The following is a 19,952-nucleotide window of genomic DNA, read 5'->3' as shown; positions in this document are numbered from 1 at the left end:
ATGAACGCGGAGAAGCCAAGCTTCAAGCGCGAGTTGCTCGCGACTTTGCCTAGCCTCAGAGCCTTCGCGGTGTCCCTGTCGGGCCGCCACGACAAGGCTGACGACCTGGTGCAGGACACCGTGATGAAGGCCTGGGCGAAGCAGGAAAGCTTCGAGATGGGTACCAACATCAAGGCGTGGCTGTTCACCATCCTGCGCAACGAGTTCTACAGCCAGATGCGCAAGCGCGGCCGCGAAGTGCAGGACAGCGAGGGTGTGTTCACCGAGCGCATGTCCGTGCATCCCTCGCAATATGGCGCGATGGACCTCAACGATTTCAAGGCGGCGCTGGACAAGCTGCCCGACGACCAGAGGGAGGCGATCATCCTGATCGGCGCTTCCGGCTTCTCCTATGAAGAGGCTGCGGAGATCTGCAAATGCGCTGTCGGCACGATGAAGAGCCGTGTCAGCCGGGCTCGTACGAAGCTGCAGGAAATCCTGCAAGTGGCGGGCGAATCCGACTATGGCCCCGACGCCGTCTCCACCCAGGTCACGACCACTCCGCGCTTCAGTTGAGATCAGCCAAGGTCGAGCGACCTCTCGCCGCGGTGCACGCGGCGAGCAGGCTGGCCGTGTCGAACGGCTTGTCGAGCGGGATCGCCCCTTCGAACAGGGTCTGGATGCCGCGGTCGGCCGACGATACGACCACTGCGACGCCGGCCCGCAGCAGGTCCTGGGCGAACGAGATGACTTCCGGCTGGCCGAGCTTTGCCTCGACGACGGCAATGTCGAAGCCTTCGATAGTGGCCGGATGCTGGTGCAGCTCGGCGATGTTGCGGAACACCGTCACCTCGCTCGCGCCTGCCGAGCGCAGGGCCTGTTCGATATCGGCGGCAATAAGGTACTCTTCCTCGATCACGAGGGCATTCAGGCTGAGCACGCGGGATGTTCCATGACGGAGGTGGACAGCATGCCATCTACTGCCGGGCAGTCGGTCACAGCAATTAACTTTGACATGTCAGCTCGCACGAAACGTCGCGCCGGGTGCTTGTGCGGCGGCGGAGAAGCGACATGCTCGGGGGGTATCCAACGTTGAGCGTCACCACTGGCATGCCCCCCGTCGTCAAGCGCGTCCCCTGCGAGATCTGTCCTCTCAGGGCCAAGCCGCATTTCCGCGATTTCACCCCTGAGGAACTGGCCTTCGTTTCGCGTTTCAAGCGCGGCGAACTGGTGATCGAACCCGGCGGCACGATCCTTTCGGAGGGCTCGCGCAACGAACAGCTCTTCACCTTGCTGTCCGGCTGGGCCTTCCGTTTCAAGACGCTCGAGGACGGCCGGCGCCAGATTCTCAACTACCTGCTGCCGGGCGATCTTGTCGGTCTGCAGGGTACGATCCTGGGTGAGATGGAGCATTCGGTCGAGTCGCTCTCGCCCGTCGTGTTGTGCGTGTTTCGGCGCGACCAGCTGAACACGCTGTTCGAGAACCATCCCGGCCTCGCGTTCGACGTTACCTGGCTCGCCTCACGCGAGGAACGCATGCTCGACGAGCACCTGCTCAGTATTGGTCGGCGCAGCGCCACGGAGCGCGCCGCCTATCTCATCGCGTTCCTCGCGCAGCGGGCCGAGCGTACCGGCCTGGCCGGCACACCGATCCCGATTACGCAGCAGCATGTCGCCGACACGCTGGGGCTGTCGATCGTCCACACCAACAAGACCCTGCGCAAGCTCGCCGCGCAGGGGTTGATCCGCTGGCATGGCCGCGCCTGCGAAGTGCTCGATCTCGACGGGCTCGCGAGCCTTGCCGGATGGAGCGGGCTGGGCGAACGGAGGCGGCCCCTGATATGAGCCGGGTCGCATTGTTGCCACTCACGTTCGCTAAACGCGTCGACCCCTACCAAGGTGCTCGCCGGGCACCTGAAGGGAGACCGGGCGAATGACTGTGGAAGCAAGCCGGCGTCCGATCACCTATACGCTTCCGCGACGTGCATGGACACGTCGCGTCGCGATTACCGTATCGCTGTTGCTCGTGCTGGCGGCGATCGTCGCCTCGCTGTTCGTGCTGCGCAGCGTCGACAACCAGCTGGCCGAGATTGGCAATGCCTACGAGGTCCACCGCCAGGCCCGGGAGCTGATGATCGCGCTGGTCGACGCCGAAACGGGCCAGCGCGGCTACATGATCAGCCGCGATACCGCCTATCTCGAGCCCTATAACGCCGCCGTGGCACGGCTCAGCGGCACCTACGAGGCGCTGGTGGCGCTGCTTCAGACCAATCCGTCCGAGCTGGCCCGGCTGGAAAGCATCGTGCCCGATCTCGATGCCAAGCGGGCCGAAATGGCGGGTAGCATCGAATTGGTCTCGCAGGGACGCGTCAGCGACGCCTTTGCGCTGCTGCGCACCGACACCGGCCTCGAGTTGATGGATCGCATTCGCGGTACCTTGCGCGCGCTCATCGCCGACGAGGATGCCCGGCTGGTCTCGCGCAATGCCGAAGTCGGGGTCTATCGCCAGTGGCTGTTTGCCAGCATCCTCATCGCGCTGGTGGGCTCGGCGGTCCTCGCGCTCGGCCTCTTCTCGCGCACCCAGCGCAAGGTCACGGCGCTGTTCGAGGAGCGCACCCACCTGCAAAGCGAGAACAAGGAACTCGAGGAGCACATCGCGGCCCGGACCCGCGAGGCCGAAGAAGCGCGGGCGCATGCCGAGCGCGAGCGGGCCCGGCTCGAAACGCTGCTGCAGGACACCAACCACCGCATCGGCAACTCGCTCGCCACCGTCTCCTCGCTGCTCGGCCTGCAACTCGGGCGGAGCGGATCGGACGAGGTCAGGCACGCGCTCGAAGCGGCGCAGAGCCGCGTACAGGCCATTGCCTCGGCGCACCGTCGGCTGCGGCTGGGCGCCGATCTGGAAACCGCGGATGCGGCTGAGTTTCTCGAGGATGTCGTTGCCGACATCGCCGCCACATCGGTCCAGCCCGTCAGGGTCGAGACCGATATCGAGCCGATGGTGCTGCCGGCGCGCGATGCCACGACGCTCGGCATCGTGGTCAGCGAGCTGGTCACCAATGCGCTCAAGCACGCGTTTCCTGATGGGCGTAGCGGCACGATCCGGGTGAGGTTCCGCCGCGCCGGCTCCGTCCCGGTGCTCTCGGTCGAGGACGATGGTGTCGGCGTCGATCCGAGCCAGCCGCAGTCGGGGCTTGGCGCGCTGATCGTCAAGCAGCTGGCGCGGCAGTTTGGCGGCGAGGAGCCGGACTACCAGCCTCGTCCCGATGGCGGCACCGTGGTCGCCGTGCAACTGCCCAAGCTCAACGTTGCCGACAGCGAGAACTGAGCGGAACCTCGCACCACCGACAGCCGTTGCAGCGGCGGTCTGTGCGGAGGGCACATGCATTTCATCGGCGTTCTCAACCGCGACGGCGGCACGTTTCGCACCACCGACATGGCGGCATTCATTGCCGCGGCCGAGGTGATCTTTGCGGAAGCCGGGCACACACTCGATTGCCGTCTCGTCACGGGCGATGCCCTCGAAGCCGAGCTGCAACGCGCCGCACGCGATCCTGCCGATGCCCTGCTGGCGGGTGGCGGCGACGGCACCATCTCGGCCGCCGCATCGGCATGCTTCGCCGAGGGCAGGGCGCTGGCCGTATTGCCCGCCGGCACCATGAACCTGTTCGCCCGTTCGCTCGGCGTGCCCCTGCAGCTCGAGCCGGCGTTGCGGGCCCTTGCCAACGGCACGCCCGGCGCTGTCGATATCGCCACTGCCAACGGCCGGCCGTTCGTGCATCAGTTCTCCGTCGGGCTGCATTCGCGCCTCGTCCGCATCCGCAATGGGCTCGCCTACAAGAGCCGCTGGGGCAAGATCGTCGCGAGCCTCAGAGCCGTGACGTTGGCCCTGTCGCGGCCGCCGGTGTTCGATGCGGAGATCGACACGGCACAGGGCAGGGAGCACCGCGAGGCCACCGCCATCGCGGTCTCGAACAACGTGCTCGGCGAGTGGCATGTGCCCTATGCCGAGGCGGTCGATCGCGGGGTGCTCGGAATCTATGTGGTCGAGCCCATGCCCCGTCGCGAACTGGCGCGGCTCGCCATGTCGCTGGTGTTCGGCGCCTGGAAGGCCCATCCGCTGGTGTCGGAGAAGGAAGTGACGCGGGTCCGCCTGAGCTTCCCAAGACGCAAGGCCAGCGCCCGCGCGGTGATCGACGGCGAGTTGATCCCACTGGCGCGGACCGTCGATCTTGCCATCCATGCCGGCGGCCTCAACGTGATCCTGCCGGGCAGCGAGAAGCCGGCCGAGGCGCCGCCGACGCAGGAAGTCGCGGCGTGACAGAAACCCCGCCCGGATCGCTCCGGACGGGGTCCAAAAGGGTTCTCGATGTAGCTACGCGGTTACATGCTGGCGGCACCGGCCTCGACCGGTTCCTGGCCGAGCTTGCGCAAGGCATTCTCAATGGTCTTCAGATCCTCGCCGTCGTCGCCGTCCACCGCGAGCATGCCCTCGGTGGCGCTGCGCTCCTTACTGAGGGAGTCCGCTTCGAGCTGGCGCAGGATGGTGATCTTCTCGGTCTCGCCGAGATGATCGTCTTTCAGGATCGTCACGATTTTCCGCTTGATGTGGGTCATAGCTCACACTCCTGGAAATCCTTAGCTTTCCTTCGATGGCGTCCGCCCGGAAAGGCATCCGGGCGGATCGTGCCAGTTAACGCGAGGGGGAAAGCGTGGGTTCCGCAAGCAGCAGCTAATCGTGATCCGTCGTCTCGTCGTGGTGCCCGCCGGGCTTGGACAGCAGGTAGGCTGCTGCCAGTGCCCCGCCGACCGGGATGCCGATCCTGCGCATCAGGTCCGACTTCATCAGCAGCGGCACAGCCGTCAGTGCCGCGGTCGTCACCAATGCGGTCTTCTCGGCCGAGTTCCGCCGCTGCGCCGCCCGTCGCCTGGCGATCGAGTCGGTGATTGCGATCGCGGCCCAGATGGCAGCGGCCACCACAAGCGCGCCACAGCCGATTGCCAGCGGAGCGATGATCGGCCCCCACATGGCGGCAAACCAGGCGTGAAGTGCCACCAGCAGGAAAACCGCGCCGATCAACGCAAAGAGCGCCACGGCCGACCAGGCCATGACGTTCTTGCGGAAGTGATCGAGCAACTCATCGACCTCGATCCCGAGGACCGAGGCCGCCAGCGCCAGCAGGTGCATCGCGCTACCTCGAAACGACCGCGAGGATGAAGCCGAGCGCGATCGCGCCGGCTACCGCAGTGAGCGGCTTCTCGCGGATGGTGTCCTTGATCTGCTTTTCCAGCTGGCCGAATTCGTCCTGCGCATCTTCGACGGCCTGCTGCCCGGCGTTGGCCAGATGGCGCGCCTCGCGCTTGGCCATCGAACGTGCCTCGCCGACCTTGTCCTCGGCCATGGTGGCGAGGGTCGCAGCTATGGTCTTGAGGTCGTCCTGCAACTGCTGCACCTGCGTCGACAGATCGTCGTCACGCGCGGCGCTGGCCCGCGAGGATGCCGACGAGCGCGAGGCGCTGCGACGCGTGCCGTTGGCGCTGCGGCGAGTTGGGGTCGAAGACGAACGGCCGGGGGCCATATCGGTGGTCGAAGCCATGGCAATGCTCCTGGGTTGAAGTTGCGACATCAACGCGTTGGGATGCCTCGAAGTTCCGGACCCGGCCGGCCGGGAGTTCCACAAATGAGAGCCCCCCGGTTCGGGCGCGAACCGGGGGGCATTGGCGAGCCTGAAGGGGGGCGACCTCGGCTCGCAGCTCGTCAGAATACGCGCATCAACACCAGGATGATGACGATGACGAGCACGACGCCGAGAATACCGGAGGGGTAAGCTCCCCAGGAGCGGGAGTAGGGCCAAGCCGGTATGGCGCCGATCAGCAACAGGATCAGGATGATGATGAGGATGGTGCTCAAGGTCATGCGACGCTCCTAGAGAATGGCGAGCAACAGGGTGACGGCGACGGTCAGGATGCCGATGGCAGGAACCAGTGCTGCCAATACGGCTCCGTAATGGGTGCGGCCGTCATAACCTTCCGGGGTCCAGGCAAGAGCCGACCTGCCGGCATGCTCGAGTGTGGCGATCTCGTGATAAGTCATCGCTCTCATTCCTTCTGTGGGAGCCGGCGGGAGGGCCGGCTGGACACGCCGCAGAGTGTCTGGCCACTACAATGGTGGCTGCCACAATTGGTTCCGCGAGGGCGAAGAATTCGGGCTACTCGACCCGGATGACGTCCACCGACTGCTTGGCCGTGTGTTCGCCGCTGGTGCGCAGCACGCCGACGATCGGCGACACGTCGGAATAGTCACGGCCATGGCCGATGGTGATGTGGTCAGCGCCCGCCAGCATGGCATTGGTCGGGTCGAATTCGACCCAGCCCGAATGCTGGCCGCACCACACCCGCACCCAGGCATGCATCGCGTCGGCTCCTTCGAGCCGCGGCTTGCCCTTGGGCGGCACGGTGCGGAGGAACCCCGACACGTAGCCGGCCGGAATGCCGAGGCCGCGCAGCCCCGCAATCATCACATGGGCAAAATCCTGGCAGACGCCGCGCTTCAGCGCGAAAGCCTCGAGCGGGCCGGTGTCCACCTTGGTCGCGTCCTTGTCGTACTGGAATTCGCGATGAATGCGCAGGCACAGGTCGAGCGCCGCGGCATAGACCGACTGTGTCGTCTGTACGGAAGGTCTCGCATACGCCGTCAGCGCCAGATCGATCGGGATGCGCGGCGAAGCGGCGAGGAAATGCTGCGGCGAATCCGGCGCCACCGACCAGAGCGTTGCGAGTTCGCTCTTCAGCCCGGCCAGCGTCGGCGAGAGGTCGGCATGGTCGTGGATGTCCTCCACCTGCACCCGGGCCGACAGCCGCACATCGAGATGGTCGTGATAGCCCGCATAGGCGACGGTGGTTACGAGATTGCCAAAGTAGTCGGCGAAGGTCGTCTCCTGCTCGGGCCGCGGGTCAAAGGACAGCGAGGAAGCGATGACGCGTTGCACATTGGGGATCGATACCGGCGCCACGCGCACCAGGTGTCGGCCACCGCGCGCGCTGGCCTCGTAGTCGTAGTGCAGTTCGAGCCGGACGTCGTAGAGCACGGCCCGTCCTCCTCAGGCAAAATACGCGTCGGCGATGAGGCCGGCGAGATTGCCGACATCGATGCCGAGCCGGTTGAGTTTCGGCGTCGTCCAGTCTTCCGGGTCGCTGATCCGCAATTCGGTATCGAGTTGCAGTGCGGCCCGCGCCGCCGCCGAGAGCTGACCGTCCTCGAGGCCGCCCGGCAATCTTTCGAGCTGCTGCTGCAGGTCGTCGATCTGGAAACGCACCGAGCGCGGGTTGAGCGCATCGAGCACCAGCAGATCGATATAGGAATCGGGCCCGGCGCTCACCGAGTAGCGGCGGCGATGCGCCATCACGCTGTCGCCGATCTCGAGCAGCAGGTCGAGCGAGCCTTCCGGCGCCTGCTTGCGCGTGCACCAGGCCACCGCGCCGGCAATCTGGATGCCGCGTTCGAGCCGGCGGCCGATCTCGAGGAAACGCCAGCCGGCGAAACGGTACATGTTTTCGTGCACGAGGCCGGAAAAGCCGGCGAGCTTGCGCAGCATCACCGTCATCGCCCGCGTCGCGTCGTCGCCGGGCTGCACCCGCTGCGCAAAGGCGCGGGCGGTCTTGCGCAGGTCGGTGAGCGCCAGCCAGCCATCGGGCGAGAAGCGGTCGCGCACCTGGCTGGCGCTATGCACGGAGCTGTCGATGGCGGCGAGCAGGCCTTTGGGAAAAGCCAACGCTGCGTCTACCCCCAGCCCATCGAGATAGGCGCGGGTATCCTTGAGCAGGGGCAGGTCCGGGTTCGAGCTTTCCGCCAGCCGCGCGTTGTAGGCGCGCAGGATGCGCACCGTGGCTTCGCAACGCTCGGCATAGCGGCCGAGCCAGATCAGGTTGTCGGCGGCCCGGCTGGGCAAGCTCCCGGCCGAGATGCGGACCAGTTTCTCGCCTTCGCTCGGCAGCAGCGTCACGCGCTCCACCGGATGCGGGCTCACCACCCATACGTCCGCCGCCTGTCCGCCCCGCTGCATCGCGATGGCGCTCGCATCGGGGGTCGAGCCGATGCGGGCAAACCCGCCCGGCATGACGGTCCAGCCATCGCGGGTGCGGGCGGCATAGACGCGCAGCGTCATCGGCCGCGGCTCCAGCCTGCCGCCGATATAGGCCGGTGTGGTGGACAGATGCACCTGCTCCTGGCCGACGAAGCTGCCGCCATCCGCATCGAGCCGCGCCAGCATCTCGGCGCGGCGGGCGGCGGACAGCGTGCCGCCGACCAGGGTGCCGTGCTCGTCCTCGATGGCGAGGCCGGTGGCGAATGCCGACCCGACCATCATCGTATCGAAATTCTCGATCACGTGTCGCCGCTCGGCCTCGCCGCCGCACCACCACGTGGCGATGCCGGGCAGTTCGAGATCGCTGCCCGTCAGCGCCCGGCAGAGGTTGGGCATGAAGGCGGCGAAAGCTCGCGTTTCAAGAATGCCCGACCCGAGCGCGTTGACAATGGAGATCGAACCCTGCCGCACCGCTTCGGTGAGGCCGGGCGTGCCGATATGGCTGTCGAAGCGCAGTTCCAGAGGGTCGGCGAAGCTCGCATCCATACGGCGCCACAGCACACTGACCGGCATCAGGCCGGACACGGTGCGCACCATCACCCGGCCGTTCTCGACCACCAGGTCTTCGCCCTCGAGCAGCATGAAGCCGAGATAGCGCGCGATATAGGCATGTTCGAAATAGGTGTCGTTGTGCTGGCCCGGCGTCAGGATGCCGACCCGCCCATCGCCATCTCCCGCGCTGGCAAGGCCGGTCAGCGTGTCGCGGAAATCCCGGAAGAAGCCAGCGAGGCGGTGCACGGGCATCTTGCCGTAGATTTCCGACAGCGCCCGCGTCGTCGCCACCCGGTTCTCGATGGCAAAGCCGGCGCCCGACGGGGCCTGGGTGCGGTCGCCCAGTACCCACCAGTTGCCGTCGGGGCCGCGGCCCAGTTCGAAGGCGCAGAAGTGCAGGAAATGTCCGCTCGCCGGCTGGACCCCGACCATGGGCCGCAGGAACTCGGCGTTGCGCGCGATCAGTTCGGGCGGCAGCAGCCCACGCTGCACCAGTTCGTTGCCGCCGTAGATGTCGGCGACGATGGTTTCGAGCAGCTCGGCGCGCTGGGTCAGTCCGCGCGTGATCGCCTGCCACTCGCCTTCCTCGATCACCAGCGGCACATGCGCCAACGGCCAGGAGCGCTCTTTACTCTCGGCCCCATCGTATTTGCGGTAGTAGACGCCGGCATCGCGCAGATACTGGTCGGCGCGCTCGAAGCGGCCGGCCAATTCCTCGGAGCCCAGGTCGTCGAGCGCGTTGATCAGCTGGGTCCAGCTGGCGCGCACATTGCCCGCCGCATCGACCATCTCGTCCGGCACGCCGGGCAGGGGCATGTAATCGGCGACGAGGCTGGGTGCCCCGTGCTTCCTTGCCCGCCGCTGGTTCCGTCTATCCATATGAAAGCGCTAGCGGATGCTGGCAGGGCAGTGAAGAGGATTTCGACTGGATGGTCAAAAACGCTGGTGCCTTTCCATAAATGGATTGCTGCAGGGCAGGTCCACCACGCACCGGGTCATTCCCGCGAAAGCGGGAACCTCTGTTTTCGATGCGTGCGGCCAAACGGAGATCAGGTGACAACCGTTATCCGCTCGCTGGCCCGGGTCACGCCGGTGTAAAGCCAGCGCGTGCGGTCCTCGCGGAACACGAAGCTCTCGTCGAACAGGTAGACATTATCCCACTGCGACCCTTGCGCCTTGTGCACGGTTAGGCAGTAGCCGAAGGTGAACTCGTCATACTGCCGGCGCTCGGGCCAGCTCAGCGCGTCTTCCTCGCCCGAAAAGAACGCCGCATGTGTCACCACCTTGGCCTGGCTGGCCTTGGCGCCGGTCGGCTCGTCGGGGTCGAGCGTCATCGAGTAGCGCGCATTCGAGCGCTTCTTCACCTCGGCCGCGGTCCAGATCTGCCCGTTGAGCAGCTTTTTCACCGGATTGTTCCTGAGGCAGACGAGCCGATCGCCGGCCACCGGCTCGTGGCTGGGCAGTTCCTTCAGCTCGCGGATGCGGTCGTTATAGGCGACGCGCGTCTTGTTGCGGCCGGCCAGCACCTGATCGGCCAGCATCACCTCGCCACGGTCGACATCGGCGCGAGGAATGACGAGCGATTCGCCGTAGCGCCCATGTTCGAGATAGCCGCCCTCGCGAATATCCATCGACATGCGGATGATCGGGTTGTCCGCCGCCTGCCGGTGGATTTCGGTGAGCATGTAGTCGGGCTCGTCGGCGGTGAAAAAGCCCGCGCCCTGCACCGGCGGCAGCTGGAACGGGTCGCCCAGCACCAGCACCTTGGTGCCGAAGCTGAGCAGGTCGCGACCGAGCGCCTCGTCCACCATCGACACCTCGTCGATGACGATGAGGTCGGCCGTGATCGCCTCGCTCTCGGGGTCGAGCGCGAATTTCGGCTCGCCTTCCTTGTCCGACACCAGCGTGTAGATCAGGCTGTGGATGGTCGAGGCGCCGCGTGCGCCGTACTTGCGCATCACCATGGCGGCCTTGCCGGTGAAGGCGGCGTATTTCACCGACTTCACCCCCTGCGCCAGATGCCGGGCGAGTGTCGATTTACCGGTGCCGGCCCAGCCGAACAGCCGGAACACCTGCTTGGCGCCGGGATCCTTGAGCCAGGCGGAAACGGCCTGCAGCGCTTCGTCCTGTTGCGGCGACCATTCCATCAGACGATCGTGGTCACCACCGTGCCGACGCCGGCGACAGAGCCCTCGAGCCTGTCGCCCTTGCTCACCGCCGAAACGCCGGCCGGCGTGCCGGTGAAGATCAAGTCGCCCGGGAACAGCTCGAAATAGCGGCTGAGTTCGGAGATCACGTGCGGCAGATCCCAGATCATGTCGGAGATGTCGGCCGACTGACGCACCTGGCCGTTGACCTTGAGCTCGATGGCGCCCTTGAGCGGGGTGGCGAGGTTCGATGCCGGCACCAGGGTGCCGATCGGCCCGGAGCGGTCAAAACCCTTGGCGGTCTCCCACGGCTTGCCGGCCTTCTTGGCCCAGGCCTGCACGTCGCGCCGGGTCATATCGAGCCCGACGGCATAGCCCCACACGTGGTTGAAGGCATCGGCAACCGCGATGTTCCTGCCGCCGGTACCGATGGCCGCGACCAGCTCGATCTCGTGGTGATAGTTGGCCGACTCGGACGGGTAGGGCGTATCGGCGCCATTGGTTACCAGCGCGTCGGCGGGCTTCGAAAAGAAGAAGGGCGGCTCCGCGTCCGGGTCATGGCCCATTTCGCGGACGTGCTCGGCATAGTTGCGGCCGACGCAATAGACGCGGCGCACCGGAAACAAGCCGCCGCCGGCAACGGGAACGGCAACCTGCGGCGGCGGGGCAATGACGTAATCGGACATGGGCTTTCCCTGAGCGTGAGCGGGCGGACACTAACCGAATCTGTTCTGGGACAAAATGAGAACTTTGCTCATCCACCCCTACGCGTCCGTGACTTGCCGCATGGGTCGGTCTCATGGGAAGGGTAAGTATTGACCGAACTCGGGCCAGCCGTGGGGGCTGCTGCCTTGAGGCCAGGGCATTTTGGGAGCGTCGCCCGATATGGCTTACAAACCTTTCGATGCCGATGCGTTGATCGACGCCGCGGCCCCGCTGCTGCAATTGCGCATCGAGCCTGAGTACCGTGCGGGCATCCGGCAGAACCTCAAGACGGCGAGCAAGATGGCGGCGCTGGTCGAGCAGATCAAGCTCGACGACGATGCCGAGCCGGCGCCGGTGTTCCGCGCATGAAGGCCAGCGCAACCGCGGCGGAAATCGCCGACGAGGTGAGGGCAGGGCGGGTCAAGGCGCGAGCGGTCGCGGAAGCCGCGCTGGCCCGCATCGACAAGCATAATGCCATGCTCGGCGCCTTCACCGATGTCACCGCGCAGCGCGCGCTCGACGCCGCCGACGCGGTGGACGGCAAGGTGGGCAACGGGCTCGATCCCGGTCCGCTCGCCGGCGTGCCGTTTGCGGTCAAGAACCTGTTCGACATCCGCGACGTCGTCACTCGCGCGGGTTCGAAGATCAACCGCGACAACCCGCCCGCCAGCCGCGATGCCACGTTGGTCACCAAGATGGAGGGGGCGGGCGCGCTGCTCGTCGGCGCGCTCAACATGGGCGAGTACGCCTATGACTTCACCGGCGAGAACGCCCATGACGGGCCGTCGCGCAACCCGCATGCTCTCGACCGCATGACCGGCGGCTCCTCGGGCGGATCGGCGGCGGCGGTCGCCGGCGGGCTCGTGCCGATCAGCCTCGGCTCCGACACCAATGGCTCGATCCGCGTGCCGTCATCGTTCTGCGGCCTGTTCGGGTTGAAGCCGACTTATGGTCGGCTCAGCCGCGCCCATAGCTTCCCGTTCGTTGCGAGCCTGGATCACCTCGGCCCGTTCACGCGCTCGGTGAAGGACTTGGCGCTGACCTATGATGCGCTTCAGGGTTTCGACGATGCCGACCCGGCGCAGACGAAGCGCCCCAACGAGCCGACGGCGGCCCGGTTGAAACATCCGGTACATGGGCTGAGGATCGGCATTGCCGATGGCTATTTCGCCGGCGACGCGATGGCGCAGGCGCATGTGAAGACGGTGGCCAAGGCGCTCGATGCGAGCCGTGTGATCAGCATTCCCGATGCGCAGGCGGCGCGTGCCGCAGCCTTCATCATTACCATGGCCGAAGGGGCAGCGCTCCATCTCGACCGGTTGCGTGAGCGGCCGCAGGACTTCGACCCGGATACGCGCGACCGATTGCTGGCCGGCGCCATGCTGCCCGCCGTATGGGTGGAGAAGGCGCAGAAGCTGCGCCGCGTCTATCGCGAGAAGGTGCTGCGGGTGTTCGAGGAGGTCGATGCCGTGCTGGCCCCGGCAACGCCGATGAAGGCGCCGCTGATCGGCCAGAAGACGGCGACCTTCGGCGGCATCGAGCTGCCGGTGCGCCCCAACATGGGCATCTTCACCCAGCCGATCTCATTCATCGGCCTGCCGGTTGCAACCGTCCCCGTCTGGCTAGACACGGACGGCCTGCCCCTCGGCGTGCAGGTGATCGCCGCGCCCTGGCGCGAGGACATCTGCCTCCGGGTCGCGCATCAACTCGAGGCCGCCGGCACGTGCACCGCGCCAGTGGCCAAGGGGTTCGCGGACGATTGAGTCCGGTGCGCGCGTAATCACGCGCGGAGTCATTCCCGCGAAAGCGGGAACCTCCGTTTTTGGATGGCGCTGCGAACAGAGATCCCCGCTTTCGCGGGGATGACCCGGTGAAAGGGGACGGGCTCTGCGTCCGTCGGTCTTACGCCGTCCAGCCGCCGTCGATGACGTGCACCTGGCCGGTCGTGTAAGTGGCGCCGGCGAGATAGACGGCGAGGTCGGCGACTTCCTCGGGCTGCGCAATCCGCCCGATCGGCTGGCGGGCGATGAAGGCCTTCTTCGCACCCTCGAAGTCGCCGGTGGCGCGCCAGCGCTCGTGCAGCGACGGGCTGTCTACTGTGCCCGGCGCGATGGCGTTCACGCGAATGCCCTTGGTGGTGTAGTCGGCGGCGATCGACTTGGTGAGGCCGATCACGGCGGCCTTGGAGATCGAGTAGGCGGCGCGGTTGGGCACGCCCTTCACCGAGCTGGCGACGGTCGCCATGTTGATGATGGCGCCTTCGCCGCGCTCGAGCATCTGCGGCAGGATGGCCTGGATGGTGCGCACCTGTGCCCAGACATTGAGGTCGAAGGCGAACTGCAGGTCCTTCTCCGGCATCTCGAGGATCGAGCCGTTGTGGACGACACCGGCGCAGTTGAACAGCACGTCGATGCGACCGATTTCCTTGATCGCCTGGTTCACCGCCTCGGTGTCGAGCACGTTCAGCACGCGCGTCGTGACGTTCGGCTGGCCGTCCAGTTCCTTGAGCTTTTCGGCATTGATGTCGGTGGCGATCACCTTGGCGCCGGCCTTCACGAAGGCGCGCACGGAGGCTTCACCGATGCCCTGGGCGGCGGCGGTGATGAAAACGATCTTGCCGCTGAGGTCGGCCATGGGACTATCTCCTTACGCTGTCGCGGGAGCGCGTGATCCGCGCTTGTTCTGCCCGAGCGAGAACGACTATGCGTGAGTAAGCGGGCATGCCCGATGGCGTCAACTGCGCCGAATGGGTGAACGCGTCCCGTGAGGAGGAGCATCGATGACTCATCGGCCACGGCTCAAGCTGGCCTTCGCCCATGATCCGGCCCGCACCGAGCGCGTGTTTTCCGTACGCGACCTCACTCGCCTGCGCGAAGTCGCCGACATCGTGCGCGACACCCCGTTGCCCCGGCTCGACACCGATGAAGCGCGCGCCGCCATCGCCGATATCGACGTGCTGGTCACCGGCTGGGGCGCGCCGGCGATCAATGAGGCAACGCTCGCCGCCGCGCCACGGCTGAAGCTCATCGCGCACTCGGCCGGCACAGTGAAATCTTTCATCGACCGCGCCGTGTTCGAAGCCGGCGTGCAGGTGATCACGGCCGCCGCGGCCAATTCCATCCCGGTCGCCGAGTTCACGCTGGCGGCGATCCTTTTCGCCAACAAGCGCGTGCTCGAGTTCCGCGACATGTATCGGCAAACCCGCACGCGCGATGGGCTTGCCCCGATCATGGCCTCGGGGTTCGGCAACTACCGCAAGGTCATCGGCGTCATCGGCGCCTCGCGCATCGGCCTCAAGCTGATCGAGATGCTGCGCCCCTTCGATTTCGAAGTGATCCTCCACGCGCCCCGCATGAGCACCGAGCAGGCGGCTGCGTTCGGCGTCGAGCTGGTGGGACTCGACGCGCTCATGTCGCGCTCGGACATCGTCACGCTGCACGCCGCCTCGGTGCCCGAGACCCAGCACATGCTGGGCGCGCGCGAGTTCGCCCTGATGCGCGATGGCACGACCTTCATCAACACCGCCCGCGGCGCCATCGTCGACCACGCGGCGGTGGAACGCGAGCTGGTCTCAGGCCGCCTCTCGGCAGTGCTCGACGTCACCGATCCCGAGCCGCTGCCGCCCGACTCGCCACTCTACGGCCTCGGCAATGTGCTGCTCCTGCCCCACATCGCCGGAGCGGCCGGAGTCGAGCGCGAACGGCTCGGCGCGCTGGTGGTTGATGAGGTCATCCGCTTCGCTCGCGGTGAGCCGCTGAAGCACCTGATCGACTACAGCCGCTACGACCGGCTGGCATAGCCGGCGGGCTCCGCTAGTATGGCGCCAATGAGAGTGGCCATTGAGGGATGGCTGCCGAGGAGGAGTTTGTCTTGAACCAGCACCTGCCGTTCACGCCGCCCCGCATGTCCGACCCGCGCCTCACGACGCGCCGCTACCAGATGCTGGTCGGTGGCAAGTCGATCGATGCCGAGTCGGGCGACACGATCGAGCGCGAAAGCCCGGCCTATGCGGGCCTCGTCGCCGGCGTGATCCCGCGCGCTTCGCTCGCCGATGCCGAGCGCGCCATTCTCGTAGCGCGCAAAGCCTTCGACGAGGGTCCGTGGCCGAAGATGAGCGGAGCAGAGCGGGCCAAGATCCTGCACCGCATCGGCGATGCCATCACCGCCAATGCTGAGGAACTGGCGACCATCGAGGCGCTCGAAGGCGGCAAGGCCATTGCTGGCGTGCGCGGTGAAATGAGTTTTTCCGCCGAGCTCTGGCACTTCGCCGCCGGCCATACCCAGGGCCTCACCGGCGAGACCCACAATGCGCTGGGCGAGAATGTCCTCGGCCTGATGCTGCGCGAGCCGATCGGTGTCGTCGGCATCATCACGCCGTGGAACTACCCGTTGCTGATCGGCTCGGAGCGGCTGCCATGGGCGCTCGGCGCCGGCTGCACCGTCGTGCTGAAACCTTCCGAGTTCACCTCCGGCTCCTCCATCCGCCTTGCCGAGCTGGCGCGCGACTGCGGCCTGCCGGATGGCGTGTTCAATGTCGTCACCGGTTATGGCGACCCGGTGGGGCAGGCCTTTGCCGAGCATCCGGCGACTGATTTCCTCAGCTTCACCGGCTCCTACCGCGTCGGCCAGATCGTCGGCGGGCTCGCCGCCGCCCGCATCAAGCGCGTCGGGCTCGAGCTCGGCGGCAAAGGCCCGCAGATCGTTTACGCCGACAGCGACATGGCGGCGGCTGCCGACACTATTGCCAGCTCGGTGTTCGGCAATTCCGGCCAGACCTGCATCGCCGGCACGCGCATGATCGTCGAGGAGCGCGCCCGCGACGAGATGATCGACCGTCTCACGGCGATCGCGAAGAAAGTTCCGATCGGCGATCCTCTCGACGACAACGTCAAGGTCGGCTCGCTCATTCACCGGCCGCATCTGGAAAAGGTCGAGAAATACGTCGCGGACGGCCGGCAGGAGGGCGCCGAGATCGTCACCGGCGGCGAGCGGCTGGGCAATGTCGGCAACTACTACTCGCCCACCATCTTCCGCGGCGTCACCCCGACCATGACCATCGCCAGAGAGGAGATTTTCGGGCCGGTGCTCTCGACCTTCAGCTTCTCGAAGCCCGAGGAGGCGATCCGGCTCGCCAACGACACGCACTATGGCCTCTCGGCCCATGTGTGGAGCCGCGACCTCGACAAGGCCATCTCGACCATCCGGCAGGTGCGGGCCGGCCGCACCTGGATCAACGGCTCCGGCGCCGGCACGCCCGAGATGGGAATCGGTGGCTACAAGCAGAGCGGCATCGGCCGCGAACTGGGCAAATACGGCTTCGACGAGTACTCGGCGTTCAAGAATGTCTACGTGACGCTGAGGCCGCGGGCAGGGTGGCTGGGGTGATCCCCAACCGCTTTTGACTATGTACCAAAAATCCTGATACGGATTCCCTTTGCTTTGTTTGGGGCGCTGGGGCCATGAGCCGGAATTTTTTGCTGGTCGATCCGGAGGAGAGGCCGGAGGTGCTGAAGGCGCTGGCGTCGGAAGTGCGGGTGGCGATCTTGAAGCTGCTGCATATCGAGGGGCCGATGAACGTCAACGACATCGCGGCCAAGCTCCACCAGCCGCAGTCGACGGTGTCGTCCAACATGCAGACGCTGGTGGATGCAGGGCTGGTGCGGACCGAGACGCAGAAGGCGCGCAAGGGCAACCAGAAGATCTGCCACAGCCTGTTCGACGAAGTGCTGGTGATGTTCAAGGAGGACATTCGCCCGCTCAAGGCCAACGTCATCGAGGTGGCGATGCCGCTGGGGCTCTACACCAGCTGCCAGGTCGCGGCGCCGTGCGGGCTGTGCTCCACAGAGGGCATCATCGGGCTGCTCGACGTGCCGGACACGTTCCTCGACCCCGACCGGATGAAGACGGGTTTGATCTGGTTTACAAGGGGTTACGTCGAGTACCAGTTCCCCAACAACGCGCGGCTGGCGCAGCAGAAGATCACCTCGATGGAGTTCTCGCTCGAGCTGAGCTCGGAGGTGCCGGGGACCAGCGCCGACTGGCCCAGCGACATCACCATCTCGGTCAATGGCCACGATGTCGGCACCTGGACCTCGCCGGGTGATTTCGGCGACAAGCGCGGCGTCTACACCCCGGACTGGTGGAAACTGAAGGGCAGCCAATACGGCAAGCTCAAGGGTTTTCGGGTCAACAGCACCGGGACCTATGTCGATGGGGTGAAGATCTCGCCGGTCTCGCTCAAGGACCTCGATACCGACATCCACCACTCGATCCGGCTGCGCATCGGGGTCAAGGAAGACGCCAAGCACCCGGGCGGCATCAACATCTTCGGGCGGGGCTTCGGCAACTACGACCAGGACATCGTGCTGCGGCTCGAGACGGAATAGGCCGGCTTAGGGCGGACTATTCCGGCCGATGGTCCGGGGTTCGTGCATGAACTTCTGCCGGTCTATGGGTGCTGTGCCGAGGCCCGTTCCACTCTGCGGGATGCGCCGTTAGACCACTTGACGCTCCCACAGGTGTTTCATATCAACTTGGGCGATATAAATCACCAAATCTGGTGGCGGGAGGACTGCATGCGGGCGACGGTCACGGCGCACAAGGACTACACCATTTCGAAGATCGACGACCGGGTCTACGGCGCGTTCCTCGAGCATCTCGGCCGCGCCATCTACACCGGCATCTACGAGCCCGATCACCCGACTGCCGACAAGAACGGCATGCGCGGCGACGTGGCCCAGCTGGTGCGCGACCTCAAGATCCCGATGGTGCGCTATCCGGGCGGCAATTTCGTTTCGGCCTATAACTGGGAAGACGGCGTCGGCCCGCGCGAGCAGCGTCCGACCAGGCTCGATCTCGCCTGGCACACCTCCGACAGCAACGCGGTGGGCGTGCACGAATTCGCCGACTGGTGCGATGCGGTCGACACCGAGATGATGCTGGCCATCAACCTCGGCTCGCGCGGCCTCGATGACGCGCGCAACTTCCTCGAATATGTCAACGGCCCGACCGGTTCGTACTGGGGCGACCTGCGCAAGAAGAACGGCCGTGCCGACCCGTTCGACGTCAAGCTGTGGTGCCTCGGCAACGAGATGGACGGTCCCTGGCAGGTCGGTCACAAGACCGCCCAGGAATATGGCCGGCTCGCCAATGAAGTGGCGAAGACCATGCGCGCCTTCGACAAGAAGCTCGAGCTGATCGTGTGCGGTTCGTCGCACTCGAACATGCCGACCTATCCCGATTGGGAGCGCGAGGTGCTCGAGCACACCTACGACAATGTCGACCACATCTCGCTGCACATGTATTTCGCCAACCGCGAGAACGAGCAGGCGCTGCTTGACGGCGCCAGCGCCGACGTGCTGGCCAAGAATACCGCCAACTACCTGGCGCTCAACGAGAAGCTCGACAGCTATATCGGCACCGTGGCCTCCACGATCGAGTTCGTGAAGTCCAAGAAGCGGTCCAAGCACAACGTCTATATCAGCTTCGACGAGTGGAACGTCTGGTACCACTCGAACAAGCAGGATCGGAAGATCCTCGACGGCAAGGATGGCTGGCCGCACGCGCCGCGCCTGCTCGAGGACATCTACAACTTCGAGGACGTGCTGCAGGTCGGCCTGATCCTCAACACCTTCATCCGCCGTTCCGACGTGGTGAAGCTCGCCTGTATCGCGCAGCTGGTGAACGTCATCGCCCCGATCATGACCGACCCCAAGGGCGCGGCCTGGCGGCAGACGATCTACTATCCGTACTATTTCGCCTCGATCTATGGCCGCGGCAACGCGCTGAACCTGTCGGTCAGCTCGCCCGGCTACGACGCGGTGCATGGCGACAATATCGGTTATGTCGACGTGTCGGGCGTGCACAACGAGGAGGAGGGGACCGTCACCTTCTTCGCGGTGAACCGGCATGCATCGGAGTCGATCGATGTCGAGCTCAGCCTCGAGGGTTTTGGCGCCGCCTCGGTGATCGACCACCAGGTGATGACCCACGCCAACCTGCGCGCCGTCAACACCGGTGCCGACCAGAACCAGGTCGCCCCGACGAAGGGCACCGGCGCCAAGGTCGACGGAAAGGTGCTGAGCGTGAAGCTGGCCCCGTACTCCTACCAGATGGTGCGGGTGAAGGTTTGATCGAGGCTCCGGGGTGGCGCTGAGCGCTGTTCCCACACTCGATGTCATCCCTGCGAAAGCAGGGATCCAGCGCTCCACCGGCGCGGGCTGCAAGATGGATCCCAGCTTTCGCTGGGATGACAGCCGGTGGGTGGGGAGTTCGCCCGCCATCCTCTCCGCCCTCATCCGCGGGCTTGACGCGCGGACCCATAGGCAGGCTGCAGCTATGCATGGGTGGCCGGGTCAAGCCCGGCCATGACGACCGGGGGAATAGGTGATGGTTTCCCAACCTCGATGTCATCCCTGCGAAGGCAGGGATCCAACTCTCCATTGGCGCGGGCCGCGAGATGGATCCCAGCTTGCGCTGGGATGAC

21 protein-coding genes are annotated in these 19,952 nt (G+C 65.8%); 10 read left to right on the top strand and 11 right to left on the bottom strand.

What is annotated here, in order from left to right:
- Entirely contained in the window at positions 1–555 is a 555-nt protein-coding gene (locus tag AC3A6I_RS13530; RefSeq protein WP_487544242.1) for an RNA polymerase sigma factor, read from the top strand.
- Here AC3A6I_RS13530 and AC3A6I_RS13525 read toward each other — a convergent pair.
- Positions 548–919, bottom strand: coding sequence for a response regulator (locus AC3A6I_RS13525; protein WP_487544241.1), 372 nt, complete (start codon positions 917–919; stop codon positions 548–550). The genes AC3A6I_RS13530 and AC3A6I_RS13525 overlap by 8 nt on opposite strands.
- Before the next feature lie 170 nt (positions 920–1,089).
- On the opposite strand from AC3A6I_RS13525, the gene AC3A6I_RS13520 reads away from it, so the two are divergent.
- The 3 genes from AC3A6I_RS13520 (at position 1,090) to AC3A6I_RS13510 (ending at position 4,300) form a co-directional block, all read left to right on the top strand.
- Positions 1,090–1,824, top strand: a complete 735-nt coding sequence (locus AC3A6I_RS13520) for a Crp/Fnr family transcriptional regulator (protein ID WP_487545026.1) — start codon at positions 1,090–1,092, stop codon at positions 1,822–1,824.
- Between the two features lie 88 nt (positions 1,825–1,912).
- A complete protein-coding gene (locus AC3A6I_RS13515) occupies positions 1,913–3,307 on the top strand; it encodes a sensor histidine kinase (RefSeq protein ID WP_487544240.1) in 1,395 nt (464 codons plus the stop codon).
- Positions 3,308–3,361: 54 nt separating this feature from the next.
- Positions 3,362–4,300: a diacylglycerol/lipid kinase family protein gene (locus tag AC3A6I_RS13510; protein ID WP_487544239.1), complete on the top strand. Its 939-nt coding sequence runs from the start codon at positions 3,362–3,364 to the stop codon at positions 4,298–4,300.
- A 62-nt stretch (positions 4,301–4,362) separates the two neighbouring features.
- Here the strand turns inward: AC3A6I_RS13510 and AC3A6I_RS13505 are convergent, their stop codons facing one another.
- The 9 genes from AC3A6I_RS13505 to AC3A6I_RS13465 all read right to left on the bottom strand — a co-directional run bounded on the left by AC3A6I_RS13505 (position 4,363) and on the right by AC3A6I_RS13465 (position 11,448).
- A complete protein-coding gene (locus tag AC3A6I_RS13505; RefSeq protein ID WP_487544238.1) occupies positions 4,363–4,596 on the bottom strand; it encodes a hypothetical protein in 234 nt (77 codons plus the stop codon).
- 115 nt (positions 4,597–4,711) lie between these two features.
- Positions 4,712–5,167 carry a hypothetical protein gene (locus tag AC3A6I_RS13500; protein ID WP_487544237.1) on the bottom strand — a complete coding sequence of 152 codons (456 nt, stop codon included), beginning with the start codon at positions 5,165–5,167 and terminating at the stop codon, positions 4,712–4,714.
- A gap of 4 nt (positions 5,168–5,171) precedes the next feature.
- Positions 5,172–5,576 (bottom strand): ElaB/YgaM/YqjD family protein, encoded by a 405-nt coding sequence (locus AC3A6I_RS13495; RefSeq protein ID WP_487544236.1) that lies wholly within the window; start codon positions 5,574–5,576, stop codon positions 5,172–5,174.
- A 161-nt stretch (positions 5,577–5,737) separates the two neighbouring features.
- Complete coding sequence (locus AC3A6I_RS13490) at positions 5,738–5,896, bottom strand: DUF3309 family protein (protein WP_487544235.1); 159 nt, start codon at positions 5,894–5,896, stop codon at positions 5,738–5,740.
- Positions 5,897–5,905: 9 nt separating this feature from the next.
- Positions 5,906–6,073 carry a hypothetical protein gene (locus AC3A6I_RS13485; protein ID WP_487544234.1) on the bottom strand — a complete coding sequence of 56 codons (168 nt, stop codon included), beginning with the start codon at positions 6,071–6,073 and terminating at the stop codon, positions 5,906–5,908.
- Between the two features lie 115 nt (positions 6,074–6,188).
- Positions 6,189–7,067, bottom strand: a complete 879-nt coding sequence (locus tag AC3A6I_RS13480) for a transglutaminase family protein (protein ID WP_487544233.1) — start codon at positions 7,065–7,067, stop codon at positions 6,189–6,191.
- 12 nt (positions 7,068–7,079) lie between these two features.
- Positions 7,080–9,494 carry a circularly permuted type 2 ATP-grasp protein gene (locus AC3A6I_RS13475; RefSeq protein ID WP_487544232.1) on the bottom strand — a complete coding sequence of 805 codons (2,415 nt, stop codon included), beginning with the start codon at positions 9,492–9,494 and terminating at the stop codon, positions 7,080–7,082.
- Positions 9,495–9,664: 170 nt separating this feature from the next.
- Positions 9,665–10,762 carry an ATP-dependent DNA helicase gene (locus AC3A6I_RS13470; protein WP_487544231.1) on the bottom strand — a complete coding sequence of 366 codons (1,098 nt, stop codon included), beginning with the start codon at positions 10,760–10,762 and terminating at the stop codon, positions 9,665–9,667.
- Positions 10,762–11,448: a fumarylacetoacetate hydrolase family protein gene (locus AC3A6I_RS13465; protein WP_487544230.1), complete on the bottom strand. Its 687-nt coding sequence runs from the start codon at positions 11,446–11,448 to the stop codon at positions 10,762–10,764. Before AC3A6I_RS13465 ends, AC3A6I_RS13470 begins: the two co-directional genes overlap by 1 nt.
- A 199-nt stretch (positions 11,449–11,647) precedes the next feature.
- On the opposite strand from AC3A6I_RS13465, the gene AC3A6I_RS13460 reads away from it, so the two are divergent.
- Together AC3A6I_RS13460 and AC3A6I_RS13455 are read left to right on the top strand one after the other, a co-directional pair.
- Entirely contained in the window at positions 11,648–11,836 is a 189-nt protein-coding gene (locus AC3A6I_RS13460) for a DUF4089 domain-containing protein (protein WP_487544229.1), read from the top strand.
- Complete coding sequence (locus tag AC3A6I_RS13455; protein ID WP_487544228.1) at positions 11,833–13,230, top strand: AtzE family amidohydrolase; 1,398 nt, start codon at positions 11,833–11,835, stop codon at positions 13,228–13,230. The genes AC3A6I_RS13460 and AC3A6I_RS13455 overlap by 4 nt, the downstream gene beginning before the upstream one ends.
- Before the next feature lie 139 nt (positions 13,231–13,369).
- On the opposite strand, the gene AC3A6I_RS13450 is transcribed toward AC3A6I_RS13455, so the two are convergent.
- Complete coding sequence (locus AC3A6I_RS13450; RefSeq protein ID WP_487544227.1) at positions 13,370–14,101, bottom strand: SDR family oxidoreductase; 732 nt, start codon at positions 14,099–14,101, stop codon at positions 13,370–13,372.
- Positions 14,102–14,246: 145 nt separating this feature from the next.
- On the opposite strand from AC3A6I_RS13450, the gene AC3A6I_RS13445 reads away from it, so the two are divergent.
- From AC3A6I_RS13445 to arfA, 4 genes are all read left to right on the top strand, one after another.
- Positions 14,247–15,266 (top strand): hydroxyacid dehydrogenase, encoded by a 1,020-nt coding sequence (locus AC3A6I_RS13445; RefSeq protein WP_487544226.1) that lies wholly within the window; start codon positions 14,247–14,249, stop codon positions 15,264–15,266.
- A gap of 140 nt (positions 15,267–15,406) precedes the next feature.
- Positions 15,407–16,852, top strand: a complete 1,446-nt coding sequence (locus tag AC3A6I_RS13440; RefSeq protein ID WP_487545025.1) for an aldehyde dehydrogenase family protein — start codon at positions 15,407–15,409, stop codon at positions 16,850–16,852.
- A 74-nt stretch (positions 16,853–16,926) separates the two neighbouring features.
- Positions 16,927–17,853, top strand: a complete 927-nt coding sequence (locus AC3A6I_RS13435; RefSeq protein WP_487544225.1) for an ArsR/SmtB family transcription factor — start codon at positions 16,927–16,929, stop codon at positions 17,851–17,853.
- 189 nt (positions 17,854–18,042) lie between these two features.
- Positions 18,043–19,599, top strand: a complete 1,557-nt coding sequence (gene arfA, locus AC3A6I_RS13430) for an arabinosylfuranosidase ArfA (RefSeq protein ID WP_487544224.1) — start codon at positions 18,043–18,045, stop codon at positions 19,597–19,599.
- Positions 19,600–19,952: the final 353 nt, after the last annotated feature.

The organism is Devosia sp. Soil_C_22 (assembly GCF_057657195.1).
The sequence above is the reverse complement of the archived record's forward strand: the minus strand, read 5'-3'. Positions and strand labels throughout refer to the sequence as shown.